Origin of the sequence: Acaryochloris marina MBIC11017 (assembly GCF_000018105.1) — a bacterium.
GTDB lineage: Bacteria > Cyanobacteriota > Cyanobacteriia > Thermosynechococcales > Thermosynechococcaceae > Acaryochloris > Acaryochloris marina.
This window is the reverse complement of the sequence record NC_009925.1, coordinates 2,017,906-2,033,856: the sequence shown is the minus strand read 5'-3', so window position 1 is coordinate 2,033,856 and position 15,951 is coordinate 2,017,906. Positions and strand designations below refer to the sequence as shown.

The 15,951-nt window shown below is 49.1% G+C and carries 15 protein-coding genes; 12 read left to right on the top strand and 3 right to left on the bottom strand.

Features of this window, described 5'->3' with window-relative positions; all coding sequences use genetic code 11:
* Window positions 1–161: 161 nt before the first annotated feature.
* The 4 genes from AM1_RS09140 to AM1_RS09125 all read left to right on the top strand — a co-directional run bounded on the left by AM1_RS09140 (window position 162) and on the right by AM1_RS09125 (window position 5,214).
* Window positions 162–1,499: a DUF2330 domain-containing protein gene (locus tag AM1_RS09140; protein ID WP_012162549.1), complete on the top strand. Its 1,338-nt coding sequence runs from the start codon at window positions 162–164 to the stop codon at window positions 1,497–1,499.
* A gap of 113 nt (window positions 1,500–1,612) precedes the next feature.
* Entirely contained in the window at window positions 1,613–3,334 is a 1,722-nt protein-coding gene (locus AM1_RS09135) for a VWA domain-containing protein (RefSeq protein ID WP_012162548.1), read from the top strand.
* A 33-nt stretch (window positions 3,335–3,367) separates the two neighbouring features.
* Window positions 3,368–4,096, top strand: a complete 729-nt coding sequence (locus AM1_RS09130) for a hypothetical protein (protein WP_012162547.1) — start codon at window positions 3,368–3,370, stop codon at window positions 4,094–4,096.
* 8 nt (window positions 4,097–4,104) lie between these two features.
* Window positions 4,105–5,214 (top strand): substrate-binding domain-containing protein, encoded by a 1,110-nt coding sequence (locus AM1_RS09125; protein WP_012162546.1) that lies wholly within the window; start codon window positions 4,105–4,107, stop codon window positions 5,212–5,214.
* Between the two features lie 57 nt (window positions 5,215–5,271).
* Here the strand turns inward: AM1_RS09125 and AM1_RS09120 are convergent, their stop codons facing one another.
* On the bottom strand, window positions 5,272–7,347 hold the full coding sequence (locus tag AM1_RS09120) for a leucine-rich repeat domain-containing protein (RefSeq protein ID WP_049783715.1): 2,076 nt from the start codon (window positions 7,345–7,347) through the stop codon (window positions 5,272–5,274).
* A gap of 348 nt (window positions 7,348–7,695) precedes the next feature.
* Here AM1_RS09120 and AM1_RS09115 point away from each other — a divergent pair, with 348 nt between their 5' ends.
* Complete coding sequence (locus AM1_RS09115) at window positions 7,696–8,226, top strand: hypothetical protein (RefSeq protein ID WP_012162544.1); 531 nt, start codon at window positions 7,696–7,698, stop codon at window positions 8,224–8,226.
* Window positions 8,227–8,477: 251 nt separating this feature from the next.
* Here AM1_RS09115 and AM1_RS09110 read toward each other — a convergent pair whose 3' ends face one another.
* The gene (locus AM1_RS09110; protein ID WP_012162542.1) at window positions 8,478–9,989 is read right to left on the bottom strand and encodes a UbiD family decarboxylase; all 1,512 of its coding nucleotides are present in this window, start codon (window positions 9,987–9,989) and stop codon (window positions 8,478–8,480) included.
* 159 nt (window positions 9,990–10,148) lie between these two features.
* Between AM1_RS09110 and AM1_RS38610 the strand changes: the two genes are divergently transcribed.
* The 7 genes from AM1_RS38610 to rimM all read left to right on the top strand — a co-directional run bounded on the left by AM1_RS38610 (window position 10,149) and on the right by rimM (window position 15,653).
* The gene (locus AM1_RS38610; RefSeq protein WP_238549204.1) at window positions 10,149–10,361 is read left to right on the top strand and encodes a DUF4089 domain-containing protein; all 213 of its coding nucleotides are present in this window, start codon (window positions 10,149–10,151) and stop codon (window positions 10,359–10,361) included.
* Window positions 10,358–11,731, top strand: coding sequence for an AtzE family amidohydrolase (locus AM1_RS09100; RefSeq protein ID WP_012162540.1), 1,374 nt, complete (start codon window positions 10,358–10,360; stop codon window positions 11,729–11,731). Before AM1_RS38610 ends, AM1_RS09100 begins: the two co-directional genes overlap by 4 nt.
* 89 nt (window positions 11,732–11,820) lie before the next feature.
* On the top strand, window positions 11,821–12,336 hold the full coding sequence (locus AM1_RS09095; protein WP_012162539.1) for a hypothetical protein: 516 nt from the start codon (window positions 11,821–11,823) through the stop codon (window positions 12,334–12,336).
* 45 nt (window positions 12,337–12,381) lie between these two features.
* Window positions 12,382–12,846 carry a GNAT family N-acetyltransferase gene (locus AM1_RS09090; protein WP_012162538.1) on the top strand — a complete coding sequence of 155 codons (465 nt, stop codon included), beginning with the start codon at window positions 12,382–12,384 and terminating at the stop codon, window positions 12,844–12,846.
* Window positions 12,847–12,864: 18 nt separating this feature from the next.
* Window positions 12,865–13,629, top strand: a complete 765-nt coding sequence (locus AM1_RS09085) for a serine/threonine protein kinase (protein ID WP_012162537.1) — start codon at window positions 12,865–12,867, stop codon at window positions 13,627–13,629.
* 133 nt (window positions 13,630–13,762) lie between these two features.
* Window positions 13,763–15,040 (top strand): valine--pyruvate transaminase, encoded by a 1,278-nt coding sequence (locus AM1_RS09080; protein ID WP_012162535.1) that lies wholly within the window; start codon window positions 13,763–13,765, stop codon window positions 15,038–15,040.
* A gap of 34 nt (window positions 15,041–15,074) precedes the next feature.
* Window positions 15,075–15,653 carry a ribosome maturation factor RimM gene (gene rimM / locus AM1_RS09075; RefSeq protein WP_012162534.1) on the top strand — a complete coding sequence of 193 codons (579 nt, stop codon included), beginning with the start codon at window positions 15,075–15,077 and terminating at the stop codon, window positions 15,651–15,653.
* Between the two features lie 102 nt (window positions 15,654–15,755).
* Here the strand turns inward: rimM and AM1_RS38605 are convergent, their stop codons facing one another.
* A complete protein-coding gene (locus AM1_RS38605) occupies window positions 15,756–15,848 on the bottom strand; it encodes a photosystem II reaction center protein T (RefSeq protein ID WP_071819940.1) in 93 nt (30 codons plus the stop codon).
* Between the last annotated feature and the right edge of the window lie 103 nt (window positions 15,849–15,951).

The window sequence follows — 15,951 nt, the reverse complement described above, 5'->3', positions numbered from 1 at the left end:
CACAAGTGGCCATAGTTCTCGTGTAGATGCATACCGCTTAGCACGGGTGGGAGCTTAACCTGGAACCGTATTCTGGTTGTTGCAATTCTTGTAACGATAGATAGTCTACTGAAAAAGTTGAGCTAGCATAGACCGAAATTCAGTGACGGTTTCTTGGGATCATGAAAATGAAACGTTTCCTTAGTGCTTGTCTGGTGGCTGTGTTGATGTGGACTAGCCTGTCACCCAATGCTTTGGCCTTTTGTGGGTTTTATGTCGCTAAAGCCGATACGGCTTTGTATAACGAGGCGTCTCAAGTTGCGATCGCAAAAGATGGCAGCCGCACCGTACTCACCATGGCCAACGACTTCAAAGGAGACGTGAAAGATTTCGCCATGGTGGTGCCCGTCCCAGTCCTCCTGCAGGAAGACCAAGTGCATGTCGGCGATCCCACGATCTTGCAACGGCTGGATGATTTTTCTGCCCCCCGATTAGTGGAATATTTTGACGAAAATCCCTGCCAAGTTTTTCGTAAATCTCTCGACAGGGAGTTATCGGCTGCCCCCAGTTCGGCTCCGCTGCAAGAGTCTCGAACTGAGGCCGATTTAGGTGTCACCGTCGAAGCCCAGTTCACTGTTGGGGAGTATGACATTGTCATTCTCAGTGCAAAGGAATCCAATGGGCTCCAGACCTGGCTGAATCGTAATGGCTATAAAATCCCCCGAGGGGCACGGTCACTACTGAAGCCCTATATTCGCCAGAATATGAAATTCTTCGTGGCCAAAGTCAACCTAGAAGAATTTGAGAAATCTGAATTTCAGAAGCTACGGCCTTTGCAGATGGCCTTTGATTCGCCCAAGTTTATGCTACCGATTCGGTTAGGCATGATCAATGCCAATACAGAGCAAGATTTGATTGTGTATTTGCTCTCTCCTAAGGGACAAGCGGAGCTGGTCAACTATCGCACTGCCAATATTCCCACGGATGCGGAGATCCCTGAGTTTGTGAAGGATGAGTTTGGTGAGTTCTATACCGCTATGTTTGAGACGGCTCATGCTAAAGCGGGTAAGCGGGTTGCCTTTCGAGAATATGCTTGGGATATGAGCAATTGCGATCCCTGTTCGGCAACGCCATTGAACCCAGAAGAGTTGCGTAAAGCAGGGGTGTTCTGGCTGCCTGAGCGACCTCAAGGTGATTTTGTAGTCCCCCCTCGTTCAACAGGCGTATTTATCACCCGTCTGCATGTTCGCTATAGTCGCGATAAATTTCCTGAAGATTTGGTATTCCAAGAAACTAGCAACCGTCAGTTGTTCCAAGGACGCTATGTGATGCGCCACCCTTACAAGCAGAAGGCGGATTGTCCTGCCGGTCGTCGCTACAAGCAATCCCTCCCCGCTCGGTTTGAGAAGGAAGCCCAAACCCTGGCTAAGCTCACAGGGTGGAATATTCAGGATATTCGCCAGAAGATGGACTTTCAAAATCCTAAACCCGAGCCTTGGTGGAAACGGTTGTGGAAATAATCTCCCGGGGACTGTTCCCCTCGCCTAGGCCCAGGTCGTGTGTTGACCACCGAGCGGGTATGCTAAAGCCGAGAGCGGCCCCCCTCTTCTGCTGATTCATTGGATATTTCGGAATGGCGAAACAAACGACCCGTAAAATCCTACTGCGCTGTCAGGCGGCAGTCTTGGTCTCCCTGAGTGCTGCTTGTAGTGGCGGTGGACCCACTGGTAGCTCTTCGAGCAGTCCAGGCATGGAGGTCACCTTTTTGGTGGGGAGTGCCATGGGAGATTTTTGCCAACAAAGTATGGAGCGTTTCAATCAAACGGGACCTAAGCTGAAGGACGGCAGCTCCTTTACGGTGAAGTGTGTGGCCAAAGGCAGTGGAGATATTGTTTCCGAGTTGTTGACCCAGGCGAATGCTCTGAAAAATGGCAGTGTTTCGGCGGAAGATCCGAGTTGGCCGACCTTGGTTTCCTTGGATGGTGACATTTACGTTGACCAGCTAGCCTATCAATTCAGCCAGCTTTTTCCAGGACAAAATTATTTGCCGACCGTAGCGGATGCGCCTTTGCTGGCCAATAGTCCGATGGTGTTTATGGTGCGGGAGGATTTAGCCCAAAGTCTTCGTAAGACTAAAGATCCATTTCAAGCATTGCTCACGGCCAAAAGCCATAAAGACTTAGATGCGGGTAGCCAGCCGTTGCCCCTGCGATATGTGCATACGGCCCCCACTCGTTCTAACTCAGGATTACAAACCCTAGTCGCTCAGTTTGCGTCAGTCTCAGGCAAACGACCGGATCAGCTGACGGTCGCTGATGTGGGTGCTCACCAAGGTAAAGTCGGCGAAATCCAGCAAAAAATTACACGTTATGGGACCTCCACGACCTCCCTCGCTAAGGCGATGGTGGCTAATGGGCCTTTTTGGGCGTCGGTGGGGTCGGTGTATGAATCTTCCGTGATTGCGGCCAATGCTCAGGTTCCTGCAGGACAACCTCGCTATCAAGCCGTTTACCCTGGGATTACCTATACCTCGAATATGCGGGGAGTACTATCGACTGGTCCTTGGGTAAGTCCGGCTGAAAAAGAGGCCGCTGAGCAAATTATTCGATATATACGCCAGCCAGAGACCCAACAGATTGGGACGACGCTGGGATTACGACCCGGAACGCCTGGAGTCGCCTTGGGGAATAAGTTTACTCAAACCTGGGGGGTCGAAGCCCAGCCCAAGTATGATTCTTTTCGGGTTCCCAAACCGGAAGTGGTGGAAGCGATGCTGCAGTCCTGGCAAACCGCAGCCAAGAAACCTTCACAGGTCGTGATTGTGGTGGATTCGTCGGGCTCCATGACGGGGACCAAGCTAGCCGCTGTGCAGTCTACACTCCAGACTTACTTGAAAGGTCTTGGCCCCAAAGAGAAAGTTACACTCATCGACTTTGACTCAGTCGTTCGTAAGCCTGTATCCGTAGATGGTTCGCCAGAAGGTCAGTCAAAAGGTTTGGAATTTGTCGTGGCCTTAAAGGCGGATGGTAATACCAAGTTGTACGATTCCATTCTGGCGGCGCAGACTTGGCTCACCCAGAATTTACGACCCAATGCCATTAATGCAGTCATCGTGCTGACCGATGGTGAAGATTCAGGGTCTGGCCAGCAATTACCTCAATTGTTATCAGCTCTGAAAAAGAGTGGTTTTGAAGGGGAACAGCGGATTGCTATTTTTACAGTTGGCTATGGCAATGCTGGGGATTTCGCTCCGGATGTACTGAAGCAGATTGCGGAAGCCAATGGCGGATATTATCGTCAAGGAGATCCCGCCTCCATCGCCCAGTTGATGGCAGACTTACAAGTGGAGTTTTAGAGAAGTTCATGTGCCAGTCATGAGGATGCTGTGGTGAAACTTGTTAATCCCTTGTATCATCCCCTCGCGGTATTAGCCGGTGGAATTGTTTTAGTGGGCGGCGTGCGGATTGCCAAGCTTAATCATTTTGTGATGCTGCCCTTAGCGGCGGGAGTGGCTACGATTGGCGCAGGTGTGATTGCATCTGAGTCCTCGCTAGGGGCAAAGCCCAAACCTCGAAGTCCTTCTGTGGCAAAGGAACTGGGTAATTTGCGCACCCAAGCAAACAAGCTAGCTCACAAGGCCCAGGTTCTGAAGACAGAAGCTCAAAACTTGCTGACCCAATCTTCGCAAATGGAGTTGTTGGGGACGTTGCAGTATGCGTGCGATCGCACCACCGAATTGCCCCAAAAAATCGAAGCAATGGCCGAACGTCTCCATGGTGATGATTCAATTTTGTCCGTGCAGGAGTTGCAGCAGCAGCGGGTTACCGTCCAAAAGAAGTTAGCCCAAAGCTCTGGAGCCACTCAACAACAACTCCAACAGCTTGACCAAAGCCTCCAGCGCAATATCAGCCTAGCTCAGCAGGGCCAAGATGCCCGTCAGGCCCAGCTTTTGAGTCTGTCCCAACTGATTGCTGAGTCGGCTGGCGTATTGCAGGCCATGCAGAATCAGTTGCGGAGTGCGAACTTAGCTGAGGCGAGTCAATCTGCAGAACTTAAGAGTCTCAGTGATGAGCTGCGAGATTTTCAAGAAAACCTGGATGTGTTGGTATTGACCTAGGGAGAAACATGGTGAAGTCTCAGCGGTCCCTATATATTTCTCTGGCGATTATCGCTGCATCTCTAGGATTGACCTTTTATCCCTTGCCCGATGATCAGGTCCAAACCCTGGTAGTAGTCAGTGGCTCGGAATTAGAGCCACCCCTAAAAAAGCTGATTGAGACTTTCCATCAACAACAATCTAAGATCCGCATTGACCTCAAGGTTCAGGGGTCCTTGGATATGGTGAATCGCTTTATTGATGACCGCAATGATTTTCAACCTACGGTATTAATTCCTGCCAATCAGGACACCCTTAAACGCCTAGAGCAGCGATGGACGGCTCAATCCTCAGGGCCTGCCTTTTATGGTGACCCGACCCCGGTGGCGAAAACTCGCCTCGTTGCCATTACCTGGCCGGCACGGGGCAAGGCTCTATTCCCAGACGGAAAATTTAGTTGGAATCGACTCGAAACGGCAATGAAGGCTCAGCAGTGGGGTTCGTTCGGTGGCTCTGCTAACTGGGGCAGTTTTGACTTTGTAATGACGGACCCCACTCGCTCTAATAGTGGGCAAATGACCTTGAGTCTCTGGCTGTCCCATAAGCTGCAAACGTCTTCCTTGCAGGCAGCTGACTTGAATAGTCCGATCGCCCAATCGGCGGTGTCTACTCTGAAGCGTTCGATTTACCAGCCTGCCCGCTCTAGCGATATTTTGATGCAGGAGTTTGTAGTCCGGGGAGCGAATGATGCCGATATCATCACTAATTACGAAAGTGTGGCCCTGAACCGGTGGGAGGAGTCCAAGGTGACTCAAGGCCAACCCTATCAAATTTATGAAATCAACCCGACGGTGGAAAACAAACCCACAGCAGCAATTGTTCGCCGCCAAGTGGATGAGCCAACGGCCCAAAAAGCCCAAGACTTTATTGACTATCTGTCACAGCCCGCTCAGCAAAAAATATTGATTGAATATGGTTTTCGCCCAGTTCATCCTGATGTGAAACTGGAAGAGAACGCAACAGCCTTGTGGAAACAGGATACGGGAATAGCATTGAAGCCTAAGGCTCAGGTTATGGACTCGCCGACTGTGCCAGTCTTGAAAGAGGTAGGGCGATTGTGGGAGCGATCGCAGCCATAATTATGATTTCTACCTGCTCGTAATATGCAATCGCTGACTGTTTGACGTAACTTCACCCTAAGGCTGACGGTATCGCTTCAAGATATGGGAGGGCAGTGGATTTCCCTCCACCGTTATCTTGGTTGATGGCCAGAGCTGTTCTATCTCGATGGGTAGGTTACTGAGTTGATTGCGATCAAGGGATAACACTGTGAGATTGTAGAGTTGCCCCATCTCTTTGGGCAGGTTGCTCAGTTGATTGTCACTCAAGTCCACCAATCCCAAACTCTTGAGCTGCCCCATTTCTAGCGGTAGGTTTCTCAGTCGATTATTTCTAAGATCTAACTCCCTTAAATTCTGGAGTTTTCTCATTTCGATTGGTAGGCTACTCAGTTGATTCTCAACCAGATTGAGCGAGTTCAGATTATGGAGCTTTCCGATTTCGGGTGGTAGGCTACTCAATCGATTACTTCTAAGAATGAGCGATTTCAGACTGCTGAGCTTTCCGATTTCGGGTGGCAGGCTACTGAGGGTATTGCCATGGATAGACAGGGATTTTAGATTTTTAAGCTGTCCGATATCAGGGGGAAGGGTGTTGAGTTGATTGAATCTGAGAACTAGCGATTTCAGATTGTTGAGTTGTCCAATTTCTTTCGGTAGGCTATCTAGTTTATTCTCTCTCAGGTCTAGCTCTTGGAGATTGTTGAGTTGTCCAATATCTGCGGGCAGTTTACTGAGTTGATTAAAACTAAGGTTTAGCTCTTTAAGACTAATAATCTGCGTGATTTCTATCGGTAGGCTACTGAGTTGATTTCCACTGAAATCTAGGGACTGCAACCTTTTGAGTTTCATGATTGCAGGGGGGAGGTTCGTCAGTTGTGTTTTACTCAGATTGAGCTTTTTGAGATGGGTGAGCGTTCCAATTTCTTGGGGTAAGTGCGTTAGTGGATTGTCATAGAGATCAAGGGATTGCAGGTTGATGAGCTGTGCGATTTCGGGTGGCAGGCTGTTAAGCTGAGTGCTTCTCAGGTCTAGCGATCGCAGAGTGGTCAGTTGGGTGATGACTGTTGGCAGGTTTCTCAATGAGTTGTAACTCAGATCTAGCTTTTGCAGCTTCTTGAGCTTTGCCATTTCTCTAGGCAGACTGCTGAGGGAATTGCCACTTAAATCCAACTCTTGCAGATGGGTGAGTTGAGACAATTCTGCTGGCGGGTGACTGAGCTGAGTAAATTTGAGTCGTAAAGATTGCAGATTGACGAGTTGTGCGATTTCGGGTGGTAGGCTACTGAGTTTATTGTCACTGAGGTCCAGCTCTTGCAGCTTAGTGAGCTGAAGAATTTCTGGTGGTAGGCGCTTCAGTGAAGTTGCACGGAGGTCTAGTTTTTTGAGGTTTGTAAGCTTAGCAATAGTCGCAGGTAGACTGCTCAGTGTGTTATGGCCTAATCCTAAGGTTTGTAGATTATTGAGCTTTATGATCTCTGGCGGCAGACCACTCAGTTGATTTCTAAACAAGTCTAGCCGTCTCAGCTTATTGAGTTGTGCGATTTCAGGCGGCAGGCTTTTCAGCCAGTTATTGCTGAGATCTAGCGTTTGCAACTCTTTCAGTTGTGTAACACTTGATGGCAGGTTAGTCAGCTGATTTGCCGTGAGGTCCAGAGATTGTAGATGCTTGAGCTGAGCCATTTCCATGGGTAAATGACTCAGCTGATTGAAGCAGAGGGCTAGCTTGGACAGGGTAGTGAGTTGTGTGACTTCTGCTGGCAGGCGATTGAGTCGATTGGAACAGAGGTCTAGGGTGGTTAGATGGATGAGCTGTCCAATTTCAGGGGGCAGACGACTCAATTGGTTGTCCCGAAGATTCAGAACTTCCAGATGTTTGAGTTGTCCAATTTCAAGGGGGAGTTGGGTTAGAGAGAGCCCTTGTAAATCTAACTGTGATGCTTGTGTTGCTAATGCCTGTTGAATGCGGTGCTGGGCCTCTACATATCCAGGCGTAACTTGGGGATTTTTCTCTGTTGGTGGCAGTCCTGTTGCGTTTTCACGGGCAGGATTTGCCAATACAGTCTGAGGGTTTTGATGCCCTATATTGCAAAGCCCCATCACAATAATCACAAACCCTAACAATCCTGGAGAAAATCTCCGCATCTGTGGCATCGTCTGCAATCTCCTCCGAGTAAGACAGTGCTCTGCTGGCATCAAGATCGAGTGGCTATCGTTGACTTTGAAAATCAGTAGCTACAGCTGGAGCGATCTTGGCGTGTTGTCCAGTGTTTCCGTTGTATCCGAACACTGGAATCATGCTAGGCAAGTAAACTTTCGCTGTAGATGATGGAGGTCACCCCGTTCTCAAAAGGTGTGATGAATAATGAACCTATCAATCTACAAGATCGACTTTATCTCCAGTTCAGACATCTAGAACAAATAACCTGTTGTAGGAAATCTACTGGGTGAGATGTCTAAGTCTTGTGGGTTCAGAACTGCTGAGCCTGTGATGACTGATTTATGCAGGAAAGAACTAAATTATCTATCTGTATTTCGATTCTTCGGTGGCTGATTTTTGTCTATTTTGGCGCTGTGGGTCTATGGCGATTGCAGCGTTTCTTGCCCCTGACTGAGTCTTCGTCGACGGATCCCTCATGCCGTCAAGCAATCTTGCAAGGCGAAGAACAAATCAATCAACTTCCCCAAGTCAAACTGCAGAAAGGGTATTGGGACAAGGTTGGCTTTATGTACGACCCACCTGCGGGTCGGCCTCAGAAGTATCAATATATTCTAGAGAAAACATCAGGGATAAGAAACGTATTTAGCTCGCCTCAATTTATGTCCAAGATTAGCCAGAACATCATGGACAACTGCTCGGATGTGAGTATGGTGGGCTTTAGCGATGCACGATTTGTCGCGGATATTAATTATGGATTCTTTGCTCAGAACGCAGTCAAAAAAGTGTGTCGTCCAGACCCACTGTTCTTCGTGTCGATCCATATCACCTATCCGTTTGGAGTCAGGAATTGGAGTCACGACGGTTGTAATTAGGACATGGGGATGCCTACATTAGTTCCTGCATACTTAATCGTCTGATCGCTAGTTACGGCATAGTGTGAGAGCAACCCGCTAGATGTTTCACTGCTCGTATGATGTTTTGATCAACGGTTGCAAATTCATGATTGTACTGGCAGCAGTTTCAGGCTAATCAATGGCTTGGGCTAGATTTGGAGATAACCTGCTGTTTTTGTGGCAAGTCGGACCAACAGGGCAATAGTATGGCGCTAGCTAAAAATCTAGACCTAGGGCATCTCATAACCAAATAAATTCGGGTCTACCTCACCTAGATTCAGATCTGCTAGACCATATTCAGCCCAACGTCGATCTACCATCGCTGCCACATCTGGATCTGCTTTCAGGGGTTCTCCCCAAGGATGATCCGTTTCCGGGGGAATCTTTGTAGTCGCATCAATGCCCATGCGACCCCCTAGGCCAATCTTAGCGCTGGCAAAATCGAGGGTATCAAAGGGGGTTTCCGGCAAGATAAACACATCTCGGACCGGATCGACCTTAGAAGAAACTGCCCATACTACCTGGCGCGGATCGCGGATATTCACATCCTTATCGACGACAATTACAAACTTGGTATAGGTAAATTGGGGCAGGGCGCTCCAAAATGCTAAAGCTGCCCGACGAGCCTGCCCTGGATAGGCTTTATCAATGGAAATAACCGCTGCTTTATAGCTCAGGGCTTCCATGGGTAAAAAGAAGTCCACAATTTCTGAGACCTGCTGCCGCAAAATCGGTGTGTAAATCCGATTGAGAGCAATGGCCATCATTGCTTCTTCTTTGGGGGGACGTCCGCTAAAGGTAGTGAGATAGATGGGATTTTTACGATGGGTCATGCAGTGAAACCGAATTAGCGGCGCGGCTTCATTGATGCCGCCGTAGTAGCCCATATGATCGCCAAAGGGACCATCTACGCCTGTTTCACCGGGGGTAATCGTACCTTCTAGAACAAACTCACTTTGGGCAGGTACTTCTAAATCGACGGTTTTGCACTTGGCCAGGTGAACGCCACTGCCGCCATAGAGTCCGGCAAACAGCCATTCTGAAAGATCGACGGGGATCGGCGTGGCTGCGGCCATAATAATCAGGGGGTCAATACCGACTGCGATCGCAATTTCCAGTTTTTTCCCTTGCTCTGCCGCCTTGCGTAAATGCCGTGCTCCGCCCCGCACCGATAGCCACTGCACCGTCATGGTGTTCTTCGACTGCAACTGCAGGCGATATACCCCGACATTGGGCGTCCCCGTTTCACAGTCTTTGGTAATCACCAAGCCAAAGGTCACCACCTTGCCGCCATCCCCGATATAGGGCTGAATCATCGGGATTTTATTCAAATCCACCTGCTCATCCTTGAGCACTACCTGATGGCATGGGGGCAGCAAATCTCGCTGGGGTTTGGCCTTGACTACATCAAACAGAACTTTGCCAAAGTCGATAAATTGGTTCAGTTTCTTGGGGGGCTTGGGCTGCTGCAGCATTGCTAGCTTCTTACCCAGATCCTCCAGCTCGGACTGGGACTCCATATTCATCGCCCAGCAAGTGCGCTCCACGGTGCCCAATAAATTCACCGCCACGGGATAGTCCGAGCCTTTCACGTTTTCAAATAGCAGTCCTGGCCCGCCCTGCTGTAACATCCGATCTGAAATTTCAGCAATTTCTAGTTTGGGATCTACCAAGGCTTGGATGCGTTTGAGTTGGCCTCGCTCTTCGAGGCGTTGGATAAATTTTCTCAGGTCTCTAGCCATGGATTCCTTTGGGGGCGATAGTCGTTATGCACTATTTATATTATGGGCGGAATTGAGAACATCCCTGGGGTGCTATTTTTTTCAACAGCGAGGAAACTGGTGCTCTGATTCGCTGATGGGTCCGCTATTCTAGACCTGTTGCCCCTTTATACCTGCCGCATGTCAAAGTCTTCAGCTTCACCATCTAATGATTTGGATGCTTGTACCTCAGCGTATGTGACTGAGATGGCTAAGCTACTTGGACTATCGATACCCCCAGAGCAGCTCCCAGGCGTGGTCGAGAGCTTTGAGCAGATCCACAGGATTGCTCAGCCCGTTTTAGACTTTCCTTTGCCGGATACCTTAGAGGCTGCGCCTCAGTTTGAACCATGAGTTTGACGGCAGCTCAAATTACTCACCAGGTTAAAACTGGAGAGCGTTCAGCCACATCCATCGTTGAAGCAGCATTGACGCATATCTCTAGTCGAGAGGATCACAACTGCTTTACGACACTTCTAGAGTCTTCTGCCTTAGCCAATGCCGAAACCCTGGATCGCAAACTGGCTGCGGGAGAAACTACAGGTCCTTTAGCAGGAGTCCCATTTGCGGTTAAAAACCTGTTTGATATTGCTGGAACCGTAACCTTAGCCGGATCCAAAATTAATCAAAGCCAGCCCCCTGCAACTCAAGATGCAACTGCGGTAGCCCGCCTCAAAGCTGCAGGGGCAATTTTGGTGGGAGCGCTGAATATGGATGAATATGCCTATGGCTTTGTCACCATCAATCATCACTATGGCGTTACCCCCAATCCCCATGATCCAACTCGAATGTCCGGTGGCTCCTCGGGTGGATCGGCGGCAGCAGTGGCGGTTGGCCTCGTACCCCTGACCCTAGGCTCGGATACCAATGGTTCCATTCGGGTGCCAGCCTCGTTGTGCGGCGTTTATGGTTTCAAGCCCACCTATGGCCGTCTGTCGCGAGCGGGAGTCTACCTGTTTTCCAGCAGTTTGGATCATATTGGTCCCTTTGCCCGCTCTGTGGAAGATATTGCCCTGGCTTTTGAGGTGCTTCAAGGATCGGACCCTCGCGACCCCGTTTGTACAGACCGTCCGCCTGTTGCCCCTGATAAATCAGGGGATATGACGGGAATACGGGTTGCGATAGCAACTGATCATTTCGCCCGAGGCATGACCTCTACCGTAGCCCAGGCCCTAGACAAAGTCTCGTCGGCATTACAGGTCACCCAAACCGTGACCTTACCTGAATCGGCACGATCTAGAGCTGCCGCTTATCTGATTACCGCCAGTGAAGGTAGTCAGCTCCACTTACAGCGTTTACAAACGCGTCTACAGGACTTTGACCCAGCCACCCGCGATCGATTTGTGGCAGGAGCAATGATGCCGAATAGCTGGTACCTTCAAGCCCAGCGCTTTCGCCGTTGGTATCGCGATCAGGTCCGCGAAATTTTCAAGACCGTCGATCTGATAATTGCCCCCACAACGCCTTGTCCAGCCCCATTAATTGATCAGACGACGATGGAGCTAGATGGACAAACGGTGCCCATTCGTCCCCATCTAGGCTTTTACACCCAACCTCTCTCCTTTATTGGCTTACCCGTGCTCTCAGTGCCCATCTTCCTACCAGGAGAACTGCCCGTTGGCATCCAGCTGATCGCTCGCCCCTATGACGAGAACACGATTTTTAAAGCGGCTGTGACCCTTGAATCACAAGGGATTACAGAAGCCAAGATTGCCCATGCCTAGAGACAGCCTTAATATCCACTACGCTGGAAGCAACGTCAAGATTCCCTTTGGCACTTAACTATTCCGCCAAGTTCTTCGAGGTATCCTGTATGGCTACGCTTCAATATCTCAACCTCCAATCCACCCAAACGCTTCGACAGGGGATTTATGAATTTCACCAGGCTGAAGTAATTGAAAATGATGCCTCAGACACAGTTGCACCGGAATTGCTAGCGGATATCGATATGCATGATGCCATTCATGTTTTGTTTGGTTGTCCCACTCATTTAGATGGCGAGATCTTGGCTCATGTCTGGACTGCTTTGGGAACAACGGTATCGCTGCAGGCCATGCATCGTGTTAACCGCCATCAAGACCACCGGAGTGTATTGGCAGAGATTGGACATTGGCATTTGCTTAAGACTTGGCTGAAGAGTATTCCTCAGATCTTGATGACCGTGCTTCGGGCATTTCGAATGAAGCGTCGTTGGCCTGCCGAAAACTATGCTGCTTATTTGGATCAACGCCTCTGCGATTTACGCCATGAGTTTAAGATTCATATTCCGCCGCAATCTTCTCATGACGGCAGAGCAGGAGCAGCCTTACGCACAGTCCATTCGTCTTAACTTTTGGTTCCCCCTTCTAGATGAATACTGCCCTCAGCTCCAAAGATGGATAGTCCTCACTTCCAAGTTGCAAATGACTCTCACGTCGCAGCTTTATTGCCGTTAGTGCGTGCCTATCATGAATTTGAACAGATTGGTCTATCGGAACAGCAACGGTGTGATGCTGTATTACCTTTGCTCAGTCCTGATTCTCAAGTCGGACGAGTGTGGTTGATTTTCATCTCCCAACAAGTGGTGGGGTATGTTGCCTTATGTTTTGGCTATAGCATTGAGCTAAGTGGCCGAGACGCATTTATTGATGAGCTGTTTCTCGTCGAAAGTGCACGGGGGCAAGACATTGGTAAACAAGTCTTAGAATTTGTAATTCGACAGGCTGCCAGCTTGGATGTTGCGGCTTTGCATTTAGAAGTGTCCCGTGCCAACAACAGAGCAAAACGACTCTACTCACAAGCAGGATTCTTGGCTAGAGACCGGTATCATTTAATGACTTTCAAGGTGGCGTCGAATTAGGGCTCTTGAACCATCAAAGTGGACTTAACTGGATTAACGGCTGTTCCTTTAGCTGAAATTCTGCAATCCCCTCAACAGAGGCTGCTGGCTTATCCTGATCAGCAAGTGAGTTGCGATCGCATCTCCGAATTGTCAGATCTAGGCATCACTGCCATTTATGATTGGGGTCCCAAGCAGATTCAGGGCTGGCATTGTTTGGGGTTAGGCTATTGCGGGTTAGTTCTATTAGCCCAGCACCAAGGGCAGCAGGTCGCCTTGAAGGGGCGACGCATAGATGCCTCTCGCCCATCATTTGCCCAAGAAGCCTCGATGTTGACCCTTGCCAATACTCACCAAGTTGGCCCTCAACTCCTAGGCAACAGCCCCAATTTTCTCCTGATGGACTATGTAGTGGGGCAACCATTGTTGGCTTGGCTGCAATCGACTCCTACATTGACTCGCACAACCCTAAAAGCTCAGTTAAATCAACTGCTTTGGCAAGCCTTTCAGCTCGATCAAGCAGGTCTCGATCATGGCAACCTTCGGTGTGTAACGGCCCATAGTATTGTGACCACTCAAGGCCCTGTCTTACTAGATTTCAGCAGTGCCAGTACAACGCGGCGACCGGCGAATGTAACGAGTCTGACTCAGGGTTTATTTTGGGGCACCACCATTGCATCTTTACTCGTTCCCCATTGGTTTCATCCTGATCAACAACACTGTATTGAGCGACTGCGACACTATAAACATCAACCCACCACAGAAAACTTCCAGAGATTGCTAGATCTATTATTTGATTCGTGAAACTTGATGGCTGAGGACTAGCCTCAAGGGATTGCGAGTTCAGCCCACACCCCCTAAGATATTGGGATCTGCCCTACCTGGTTGGGCAAGGTCCCAAGTGCAAAACGATAAACTCTTGATTGGCTCATAATCAATGCCTCCAACGCTTTCGCAAATTGGCAATCAGATGTCTGCATTGACCGGTGTTCGCGCCATCATGAAGGACATTATCGAAACCTTGAGAGCCAATCCCGATGAATCTTTTATCAATCTCAGTGCAGGCAACCCGGTTATCCTACCTGAGGTCGAACAGCTATGGCGGGACTGCACCACCCAACTGTTAGCAAGTCCTGATTACGGTGAAGTGGTTTGCCGCTACGGCACCAGCCAGGGCTATCAGCCCCTTGTCGATGCCATTCAAAAAGATTTTAATCAGCGCTATGGCCTAAACCTAACGGATCGCCAAATTCTGATTACACCAGGCAGCCAAGCCCTCTATTTCCTGGCCGCAAATGCCTTTGGCGGGGCAACTGAAACGGGGCGGCTTAAAAAGATTGTCTTGCCCCTCTCGCCGGACTATACCGGATATGGTGGCATTTGCCTAACCCCAGAAGCCTTAAAAGCCTATCAACCTACTTTAGAGATTGACGAAACGGCCCATCGGTTCAAATACAGACCAGACTTTGAACAGCTGCACTTCGATGAAACTACAGGCTGCATTATTTTTTCGCGCCCCTGCAATCCCACGGGGAACGTCCTCAGTAAGGCCGAAGTCAAACAGATTGCCGATTTGGCGGCTCCCTTTAATATTCCAGTCCTGATTGATTCCGCCTATGGGCCACCCTATCCCAGCCTAAATTACACCGACATCGCGCCCATCTTAGGGAATAACATCGTCCATTGCATGAGCTTGTCTAAAGCTGGCTTGCCTGGAGAACGGGTTGGTATTGCCATTGGCGATGAACGTATCATTCAAATCCTAGAGGCCTTCCAAACCAATGTCTGTATTCATTCTGGGCGATACGGACAAGCGATCGCAGCCCAAGCCATCCAATCTGGTGCCTTGGCAGAAATATCAGTTCAGGTGATCCGACCTTACTATCAGGCCAAGCTCGCTCTCCTTCAATCCACCCTCGACCAACATATGCCCTCCACTCTGCCCTGGTTTTTACATTTGGGTGAAGGTGCAATTTTTGCCTGGCTATGGCTTAAGGAATTGCCCATCTCAGACTGGCAACTCTATCAACAGCTCAAACGAGTCGGGGTTATCGTTGTCCCAGGCCACTCCTTCTTTCCCGGTTTATCCCAAGACTGGCCCCACAAACATCAATGTTTGCGCATTAGCTTAACAGCCACTGACGAAGAAATCACCATCGCCATGCAGCGACTTGTTCCAGTCATTGAAGAAGTGTACCGAAGCAACAACGCATAATGAGGCCCCTCCAGCTCATTTCAACTTAAAGGATATGCCGGTGAGTGACTCCCTTTCCCCAGATTTACCCAATGATGACACTTCAGAAGAATGGTTAGAAGTTGGCACCATCGTAGGTGCCCATGGATTAAATGGGGAGGTTAAAGTTTATCCAGATTCAGACTTTCCTGAGCGCTTTACCCAGCCGGGCCTCCGCTGGCTAGTATCCCCTACCGAAGCATCGACTCCAGAAGAGATTCAACTTATCAGAGGTCGCTTTGTTGAACGTAAAGGGATTTATGTTGTTAAATTGGCCAACGTCAACTTTAGAGATCAATCCGAAGCTCTAAAAGGAACCAAACTTCTCGTTCGCAGCAATGATCGCCCCACCTTGGCAGAGGGCGAATATTATCTGTCTGATTTGATCGGAGTAACAGTTGTTGATCACCAAACCCAAGCAGTCGTAGGTTCAGTCGTTAGCCTTGCCAGTGCAGGCAATGATCTGCTGGAAATCCAACTTGACAACACTACAAAAACGATTCTGCTACCATTTGTCTCAGCTCTAGTCCCTATTGTAGATATAGCGACTAAACGCATAGAAATCACTCCTCCTAAAGGATTGATTCCTGAATAAAGTCAGTTGATGCAAAAAACCGCCTTCACAAGAAAGCGGTTTTTATCATTGAACTTATTGAACTAGCCTAAATGCAGCTAGTACTCTAGAAGCTCGATCAATCTAGATTCGAGTAGGCTTCTCGCGGAAAAACACTGCAAAGAAAAACAACCCGATTAGACAGGCAAGAATAAATACGTAAGCAATAACGTCCATAGGATTAAAACCCCTCAATAAATGCTAATTCAAATAACTAAGAAGGCTACCTATACACATTCTAATCATTGTCGGACTTAGAAGCGTTCAGTAGCCTTCTTTT

Coding starts and splice junctions, on each gene's coding strand:
- AM1_RS09095 (WP_012162539.1), top strand. CDS start 11,821: ATGGCTACGCTTCAATATCTCAACCTCCAATCCACCCAAACGCTTCGA.
- AM1_RS09120 (WP_049783715.1), bottom strand. CDS start 7,347: ATGCCACAGATGCGGAGATTTTCTCCAGGATTGTTAGGGTTTGTGATT.
- AM1_RS09140 (WP_012162549.1), top strand. CDS start 162: ATGAAAATGAAACGTTTCCTTAGTGCTTGTCTGGTGGCTGTGTTGATG.
- AM1_RS09080 (WP_012162535.1), top strand. CDS start 13,763: ATGCCTCCAACGCTTTCGCAAATTGGCAATCAGATGTCTGCATTGACC.
- rimM (WP_012162534.1), top strand. CDS start 15,075: ATGCCGGTGAGTGACTCCCTTTCCCCAGATTTACCCAATGATGACACT.
- AM1_RS09125 (WP_012162546.1), top strand. CDS start 4,105: ATGGTGAAGTCTCAGCGGTCCCTATATATTTCTCTGGCGATTATCGCT.
- AM1_RS09090 (WP_012162538.1), top strand. CDS start 12,382: ATGGATAGTCCTCACTTCCAAGTTGCAAATGACTCTCACGTCGCAGCT.
- AM1_RS38610 (WP_238549204.1), top strand. CDS start 10,149: ATGTCAAAGTCTTCAGCTTCACCATCTAATGATTTGGATGCTTGTACC.
- AM1_RS09110 (WP_012162542.1), bottom strand. CDS start 9,989: ATGGCTAGAGACCTGAGAAAATTTATCCAACGCCTCGAAGAGCGAGGC.
- AM1_RS09115 (WP_012162544.1), top strand. CDS start 7,696: ATGCAGGAAAGAACTAAATTATCTATCTGTATTTCGATTCTTCGGTGG.
- AM1_RS09135 (WP_012162548.1), top strand. CDS start 1,613: ATGGCGAAACAAACGACCCGTAAAATCCTACTGCGCTGTCAGGCGGCA.
- AM1_RS38605 (WP_071819940.1), bottom strand. CDS start 15,848: ATGGACGTTATTGCTTACGTATTTATTCTTGCCTGTCTAATCGGGTTG.
- AM1_RS09100 (WP_012162540.1), top strand. CDS start 10,358: ATGAGTTTGACGGCAGCTCAAATTACTCACCAGGTTAAAACTGGAGAG.